General features: G+C 44.2%; 8 protein-coding genes and 1 pseudogene. 5 read left to right on the top strand and 4 right to left on the bottom strand.

Annotated elements, in window-relative coordinates:
* The first annotated feature begins 126 nt into the window (after positions 1-126).
* From LQV63_RS28770 to LQV63_RS28750, 4 genes and pseudogenes are all read left to right on the top strand, one after another.
* The gene (locus tag LQV63_RS28770; protein WP_233699281.1) at positions 127-576 is read left to right on the top strand and encodes an FtsX-like permease family protein; all 450 of its coding nucleotides are present in this window, start codon (positions 127-129) and stop codon (positions 574-576) included.
* 236 nt (positions 577-812) lie between these two features.
* Positions 813-989: an ATP-binding cassette domain-containing protein gene (locus LQV63_RS31895; RefSeq protein ID WP_325175935.1), complete on the top strand. Its 177-nt coding sequence runs from the start codon at positions 813-815 to the stop codon at positions 987-989.
* A 314-nt stretch (positions 990-1303) separates the two neighbouring features.
* Positions 1304-2335 carry an alpha/beta fold hydrolase gene (locus tag LQV63_RS28755; protein ID WP_233699282.1) on the top strand — a complete coding sequence of 344 codons (1032 nt, stop codon included), beginning with the start codon at positions 1304-1306 and terminating at the stop codon, positions 2333-2335.
* A 209-nt stretch (positions 2336-2544) separates the two neighbouring features.
* Positions 2545-2956: pseudogene (locus LQV63_RS28750) on the top strand (transposase); the annotation flags it as partial.
* A 590-nt stretch (positions 2957-3546) separates the two neighbouring features.
* Here the strand turns inward: LQV63_RS28750 and LQV63_RS32220 are convergent.
* On the bottom strand, positions 3547-3741 hold the full coding sequence (locus tag LQV63_RS32220) for an IS3 family transposase (RefSeq protein WP_407672981.1): 195 nt from the start codon (positions 3739-3741) through the stop codon (positions 3547-3549).
* A 160-nt stretch (positions 3742-3901) separates the two neighbouring features.
* Entirely contained in the window at positions 3902-4525 is a 624-nt protein-coding gene (locus LQV63_RS28745) for a flavin reductase family protein (protein WP_233699280.1), read from the bottom strand.
* Positions 4526-4674: 149 nt separating this feature from the next.
* Between LQV63_RS28745 and LQV63_RS28740 the strand changes: the two genes are divergently transcribed.
* Positions 4675-5010: a winged helix-turn-helix transcriptional regulator gene (locus tag LQV63_RS28740; protein ID WP_233699279.1), complete on the top strand. Its 336-nt coding sequence runs from the start codon at positions 4675-4677 to the stop codon at positions 5008-5010.
* A 286-nt stretch (positions 5011-5296) separates the two neighbouring features.
* Here LQV63_RS28740 and LQV63_RS28735 read toward each other — a convergent pair whose 3' ends face one another.
* Together LQV63_RS28735 and LQV63_RS28730 are read right to left on the bottom strand one after the other, a co-directional pair.
* Complete coding sequence (locus LQV63_RS28735; RefSeq protein ID WP_233699278.1) at positions 5297-6313, bottom strand: LacI family DNA-binding transcriptional regulator; 1017 nt, start codon at positions 6311-6313, stop codon at positions 5297-5299.
* Between the two features lie 64 nt (positions 6314-6377).
* Positions 6378-7301 carry a LysR family transcriptional regulator gene (locus LQV63_RS28730; RefSeq protein WP_019424413.1) on the bottom strand — a complete coding sequence of 308 codons (924 nt, stop codon included), beginning with the start codon at positions 7299-7301 and terminating at the stop codon, positions 6378-6380.

Below are 7301 nucleotides of genomic sequence, written 5' to 3'. Positions count from 1 at the left end.
AATTCTAAGAAAACGCGAGCATTTAAGAGAAAAGTGATTCTTCATAGAGGGAGTATAGTTCAATGAATAAGCAAAAGAGATGGAAAAGCGCCGTCAGAGGCCTTTCTCTCTCATTGGCGTGAGGCGATGAGCAGCGCCGCTTTTGACGGCAAGTTTATCACTGTGGATGATATAATCCGCAATCACAACAAGACGTATGAATATCAAATTCGTTTTACCATTGGCTTTGCTGTACTGTTGCTTGTCCTAACAGCGCTCAGCATTGTTGGTGTGTTTCTTGCTGCTTTGATACGCAGGAAAAAAGAATTTGGGATCCGTTTTGCCGCCGGATCAACGATGAAACAGCTTATCATCCTCGTGTACGGGGAAATGCTTCTGCTCATTGCTACTGCGGCCCTAGCTGGCCTAATCGTCGTTACTCTCGCATCGAGTCTGATAGATATTAATCTGCGCATTGATGGGGTGACCGTACTCGTCATTCTTGGAATCATGACGGCATTAAGCGGTATTTGCTTGATTCCGTTAACGTTTCAAATGAAACGCTATATGCCAACGGATATGCTGAGAGGAGTGTAACCAGTGATTGAATTAAACAATGTTTGCAAATCTTACGGACATGGGGAGAACGAAACGCAGGTACTCAAAAATGTGAATGTAACGATTCACAGAAGCGAATGTGTGGCTATTATGGGATCTTCCGGCGCTGGCAAGACTTCGCTCCTTCATATATTGGGGCTTCTTGACCTTCCCAGTTCTGGAGAGTACGTGAATAAAGCGAAAAAGGCGCTCTATATGGTCGGTTTGAATCCCATATATATAAACGTCCGGATCAATTATCAGGAGGACAGCAGCAGCGTGTGGCCATTGCAAGGGCGATCGTTGGGGAACCTTCGGTGCTATTGGCTGATGGGAATCCCCACTGTGAATCGTCCACGCGTCTCAGCCGGCTTTTGCCTCGTTGCCAAGGAGAATACGGGTTAGCAAAATAGACGCCAAACGAGGAATATAAAGTTACTGGTAGGTGGGTGTGCCGCTGGGATTGATTTTGACTCTCCTTCCCCGTCCCGGGTCTAGTAAAAATCCCGACGTTTGTACGTCCCCCCAAAATCTTTCCTCGATTACAATTATTTTATTAAGTACAGGTGCTGAACTGATAACCGATACAGGAACAAGGTTCTCAAAGATGGTCGGATTATACGCGAGAGCGCGGCTCAAACTGATCAAATGATCTTTTGCGTCATAGATTTCAATGCAGGACGATGTTATTCCATATTCATTCATACAAGACTAGGGAGATGAGACTATCAAAAAGGTAAGAAAAGTTCTGCTTTATTTGGGAGCAACTATTATTTCACTTGTTGGGTTAGCATTGATTTTTCCCACATGGACCCCCAAAATAGACGGCGTAAACAGCATAAGTGTACTCGAGCAAGTCGAAATTAATGGCACCGGTCATGAATTGATGATACGAGGTCAGGATAAGAACAATCCTATTGTAATCTTTATACACGGGGGTCCAGGTGTTTCGGAAATACCCTATGTAACCAAATACCAAGACCTATTGGAGAAGAATTTCACGATTGTCCATTACGACCAAAGAGCTAGCGGGAAATCTTATCGCTTCGGCGAAGATTATTCCAACCTTTCGACCGATCTATTAGTGAAAGATTTATTGGCTTTGACGGATTACATATCCACTCGTTTCAACCAAAAGAAGGTCATACTAGTCGGCCATTCCTTTGGAACATATATTGGCATACAGGCTGCGCAGCAAGCTCCTGAAAAATATGAGGCCTATATCGGCATTGGGCAGATGTCCAATACGTTAGAAAGCGAATTGGATGGTCTGAATTTCACGATTGATCAAGCAAAATTGAGCGGTAATACAACCGACGTCGAGTATTTGCAAGGGTTAACTGAAAAAGTGAAAAGCGGCGAAATGTTAACTCCACGCCAGTATGTTCGAAAATATGGCGGTGCTGCAAGACTGATCGATAATAATGCGGACATAGATAATGGTTTATTGTTCGGACCGGAGTATAACTTATTAGATCGCATCCGTTATAACCGTGGCGTATCCTATGTACAAGAAACGCTAATAGGGCAGGCGATCAAAAAACCTCTGCCTTCGATCATCACAAAACTAGATTTACCGGTGTATTTTATAATGGGACATTACGACTACATGACTTCCACGAAAGCAGCCAAAACATACTTTGATCAGATTGATGCAAATAAAAAGGAATTTATAACGTACGACCAATCCGCTCATTATCCGCAATTTGAAGAAAAAGAAAAATTCTCAAAGTGGATGGTGGATTCGTTCGCAAAATGACGGATTGTCATATGAAGTGCGACAGTTACCATTAAATAAAAAAATGGCTCATGATTGATTCGTGTAAAATGGAGTCACCACAACAACCATTACACGGAGGAATCAATCATGAGTTACTCACATTTTAACATGTTCGAACGGGGGAAGCTAGGGCTCCTGTACAGCCAGGGCTGGTCCACCCGAGTCATAGCGAGGGAACTAGGACGAGCTGGTTATACTCAGGCCTGTTAGTGCAAGGTGATATTGAGATTCTTCGTCACAAAGGAAAGCGACGCAAGCCAATAGAAACGCGTGGACGGTTCAATATCGGCAGAACGATCAACCAGCGTCCCAAGGAAATCCGAAAGTGTGACAGCTTCGGACACTGAGAACTCGATACAGTCGTATCCAGTCGTGGTAAAAGCAAAGCCTGCGTAAGTAGTTAAGGATTATCCATCAGCCACGTTTCAAACGGCCACCGTGGATCGAGGGAAAGAGTTCGCTTGTCATCAAAACCTTGCTATGGTCACAGAGGAAGAACTTTCGTATGCAATAGAATTGATTAATAACCGTCCAGGGAAATGCCTCGGGTGGAAAACTGCTTACGAATCATTCATGAGTGAACTGTCGCACTTGGCTTGACAACCCGTCATCCAAATGAAGTTCATTGAAGAATTTGCTCCTAGAATCCTTTCCTATGTGCTATTTTAGAAAAATTTTAAATCAATCCTTATAAAACGACACGTTTTGTCGAGTCAATAATACTTTTAAACTATATAAAACCCAAGATATTCCCCTTATTATAAAAAGTGCCACAAAGGTGTTATTATTGAAAAAGTTGTATATTCTATTTATCCCCATTTGTCTTTCGGTTGCTTTTAGTGTTCCTCTCGCTTTTGCAGCAGTCTTTGCTACTTGGGTGAAAAAATAGCAACACCTTGGCAAGACGGTTCCTATGAAAAGGATGAAAGAAAATCTACAATAGTAGAACCCTGGTTCTGAGATGAGATGATTAAATATTGACATACTTTATTTTTTTCATAATCAACTTTGTAGCAGCTTGCTTTATCTACGATGAACCAAACTATGTTAAGCCTTTATTGCAATCTATTATTTTATTGATTCTGGTTGTTATTATAGATTTAATTAAGCGCAACAAAAAGAAAAGAAAAAATCAATCGAGTTAGGGGGGCCAAGCCTCCGTCTTCTTACACACCTACAAGTGGCTCCGTCTACGGCGGTTCTGCAAGGTTTACCAAGTTGTTTAATTTAGCTTGTAATCGGTCGTAGTTATAAAAGCGAAAGTAATCCCCAACATCCTTTTCTAACTTTTCAAAGGTCGCGTATTTATGCAGGTAATACTTCTCGCACTTGAGTGTTCCCCAAAACCTTCCATAGGGCGGCTTACGAATAAACCGTCCGGCCACGTCCGGGTGCAACCAGGAGCTCAACTACTCCGGTCTAAGACTTTATTTTTCTTCTGACATCTCCAATTCTTTATCATGAAAGCCCTTGACCCTCGCGCCGGAAGGTCAAGGGCTTTCGCGTCCCGGCTTCCAGTGGGGCAGCAGAGCGGGAACATGCTGTTTACTGCTCCTTCTGTCCGAGCGAAAATGAAGGTGTTAATCCTGCGAAGTCTCCTGCCAAGCTTGCAAGCGGCTTCCATTGCTCAATCGCTGTTTTATAGTTTCCCGCATAGGCGGCCGAGTCTATTTGCACACGCTCCACCTTGCCAAGCACAAGATGATCATCGCCTACTGAAATAATCCGATCCAGCTTCAGCTCGAACGCAATCGGAGCTTCAAGCACTGCCGGCACATTTATGGTCGTGCAAGGGCGTGGGGTGACTCCGGCAAGCTCGAATTCGTTTTTCTCCGGCTCGACATTGGCTGACGAGCGCTGCATCGCCTCACCGAGGGACTCGGACACCATATTAATGACGTACTCGCCAACCTCACGAATATTTGTGAGCGTATCCTTCATCGTACCTTCCCGCTCATTGACTCCTTGTCCTATTGAAAGCAGTAACGTCGGCGGGTTACGGGAGGCAACGGTGAAAAAACTGAACGGCGCTAAATTAAGAACGCCAGCCTTGCTCTTAGACGATACCCACGCTATCGGCCTCGGCACAACCGAACCGATCATCAGCTTATACATATCCTGTTCACTCAAGTCGTTCGCATGGAACGCGAGCGCATCTTGCTTTGGCATTTTCATCATCCTTATTAAAATTTGCCTAACTGACAGGCGGATATTAAAATTTAGGTTAGCAAATGAACGTTACTCATAAGTATAAACTCGGACTCAATAAAAGATAGTACGCACTTTTTTGAGAGATACTTACTGGAAGGAGAGTGACTATGATGATCAAAAAGCCTAAAAGCACGACCGCAAAAGAGAAACTGACTCCATTTGACTATACGTTATCAATCATTGGAGGAAAATGGAAAATGAAAATCATGTACCAATTAGCCTTTGAAGAGGTAATGCGATACGGAGAGTTGAAAAGACGCATTCCTGGTATTACTCATAAGGTGTTGAGTTCCCAGTTAAGCGAGATGGAAAGGAGCGGCATTCTAAAAAGAGAGGAATATCAGCAAATCCCTCCGAAGGTGGAATACTCCTTGCTGCCGAGAGGCAAGACGCTGATGCCGATATTAGAGGAAATGTGCAAATGGGGGGTGGAAAATCAGTAGTGCGAAAGGACTTCAGCTGGTTGTTAAGAGGGCGAGAGAAGAGCAAGAACGAATGCAGCCGGTCAAGGCTGACTTACAAGCCTGCTGCGGGAAAACCGCCTTCGGCGCTCTGACGTCAAGGGCGGTTCGATTAGTCAGGATGTGGTACGAATGTAACCGTCGTTCTACATGGTCATTCGTTCGTCAATACCCATTGGCAGAACAAGAACAAAAAAGAACCGGAAGCCGTCGGCCAAAGCGCCAACTGAACCAGTTCCGGTATCCTTATTCTGAATGCTATTCCGAACTATTCTTTTTCCTTCTCCACGGTAGAGGCACGTTCTATCAGTTGATGCGTTAACGTCACATGTTCATATTTTTTCTCCTTTGACGTCATGTTATGAATGAGCAAATTCATCGCCGTGTAGCCCAGATCATATTTAGGCTGGTGAATGGTTGTCAGTGCCGGCAAGGACATCGTAGCTTCACGGGTATTGTCAAATCCGATTACTGCAAAATCCTCCGGTACCTCGTATCCCGCTTTGCTAATCGCATTGACACATCCGATAGCCATGCTGTCGTTCATGCAAAATATAGAAGTAGGCGCATGTTGTAACTCTAGTAACTCGTTCGTAAGCACTTCGCCATCATGATGGTCATAATCCCCATACTTCACCCATTCCTGCCGAAAAGGAATGTCGGATTGGTTCAACGCCCTCCGATATCCCTGCTCTCGAAGGCGTGTTGAGTTATTCAACGTGGGCCCCCCGATTAGGGCGATACGCCGATGTCCTAATTCGATTAGATGACTGACTGCGTCAAAGGCCGCCTGTTCATCATCGATGGATACACCGCAAGTATAAGAGGCGTCAGTGATTTCTAAGCACTGAACGATGCTGTGCTTTTGTCCCAATCCGCTAAGCTCTTCTTTGCTGAGAGTCGAACTAATGACGATGACACCGTCGGCAAGCCTGTGTTGCAGCATTTGGAACAATTCCCTTTCCCGATTCGCATGATTCGAAGTTGGACAGACCAATACATAATAGCCATCCTCTTTTCCGCGATTTTCGATGCCTTTGACAATATCGGAAAAAATGGATTGTTCCAGGGTCGGAGTCAATACGAGCACCTTCATCGTCTCCGATCTCCGTAAATCCCGTCCCAACAGGTTCGGCTGGTAATTGAATTTGTGTATGACGCTTAATACTTTGTTGCGAGTCTCTTCTTTGACCAGAGAACTGTCATTCAATACCCTGGATACCGTCGCTACAGATACACCCGCCAACTGCGCCACTTCCTGAATTGTCATAGATTTCTGTTGCATATATCTCATTCCTTTACTAACAAATCGTAAGTATATTAGGGCATGTAAGGCTATAATAATATTTTCATTTCCTGAAATCCGCAGGTTGATCCCAAGATCTGTGTGGAGCTGCATCCAGCAATTTGATGAACTCTCTCGCTGCGGGGGATAGATGCTTTTTTTTATGATAAATGTAACGAATGCCCCGTTCAAATTTTACATCCTCCACAGGGAGTTTAACAAGCAGCCCGCCAGCGATTTCCTGCTTGACCGCAAACTCCGAAACCGCAGAAATCCCAAGTCCATGGATAACCCCTTGTTTGATGCCTTCCAAGCTGCTGATTTCCATAATGCTGGAAATTGATATCCCCGTCTGTTGAAACCTTTGATCAAGAAAATGCCTGGTTGCTGATTTGTCCGGCTTCATGAGAAATGTCTCTTGTTGCAGATCATGCAGCGTGCAAACTTCTTTCTGTGCTAATGGATGGTACGGCGGCGCAATAAAAACAAGGTGATCTTGATAATATGTTGCGGTATAAAAGCGAGATTCATCGATTGCAATTTGATCCGATAAAATAAGGAATTCTATGCTATTTGACTCCAGCAGCTGCGTGAGCTGTTGGGACGAAGTAATTTTCATGCTGATGTTAATATTGGGAAATTGTTCTTTATACTGAGCAAGCAAGGGTGGAAGCAAATAAACGCCGACAAAGTTGCTTGCGCCAAAGGAAAGTGTCCCCGATGACATATCCTCCATTTGATGGAGATGCTCTTTGGCCGCTTGCAGCAAATTCACAATCTGTTCCGCATACGGCTTAAACTGCTCGCCCTGTTTTGTTAAGTATAACTTTTTACCGATGCGGTCAAACAGGCGCGTATCCAAGTCTTCTTCTAAACTTAGAATTTGCATACTGACCGCAGGTTGAGAACAGTAGAGTTGTTCCGCTGCCTCTGTAAAGCTCAAACAATTGGATAACGTGATGAAGGTTTCGAGTTTGTTGATGTTCAT

Origin of the sequence: Paenibacillus profundus (genome assembly GCF_021369635.1) — a bacterium.
GTDB classification, from domain to species: Bacteria; Bacillota; Bacilli; order Paenibacillales; family Paenibacillaceae; genus Paenibacillus_B; species Paenibacillus_B profundus.
The sequence above is the reverse complement of the archived record's forward strand: the minus strand, read 5'-3'. Positions and strand labels throughout refer to the sequence as shown.

Excerpts from the sequence above, each read along its gene's own strand:
- LQV63_RS28770 (WP_233699281.1), top strand. The coding sequence starts at position 127 with ATGAGCAGCGCCGCTTTTGACGGCAAGTTTATCACTGTGGATGATATA.
- LQV63_RS28745 (WP_233699280.1), bottom strand. The coding sequence starts at position 4,525 with ATGCCAAAGCAAGATGCGCTCGCGTTCCATGCGAACGACTTGAGTGAA.
- LQV63_RS28740 (WP_233699279.1), top strand. The coding sequence starts at position 4,675 with ATGATGATCAAAAAGCCTAAAAGCACGACCGCAAAAGAGAAACTGACT.
- LQV63_RS28735 (WP_233699278.1), bottom strand. The coding sequence starts at position 6,313 with ATGCAACAGAAATCTATGACAATTCAGGAAGTGGCGCAGTTGGCGGGT.
- LQV63_RS28730 (WP_019424413.1), bottom strand. The coding sequence starts at position 7,301 with ATGAACATCAACAAACTCGAAACCTTCATCACGTTATCCAATTGTTTG.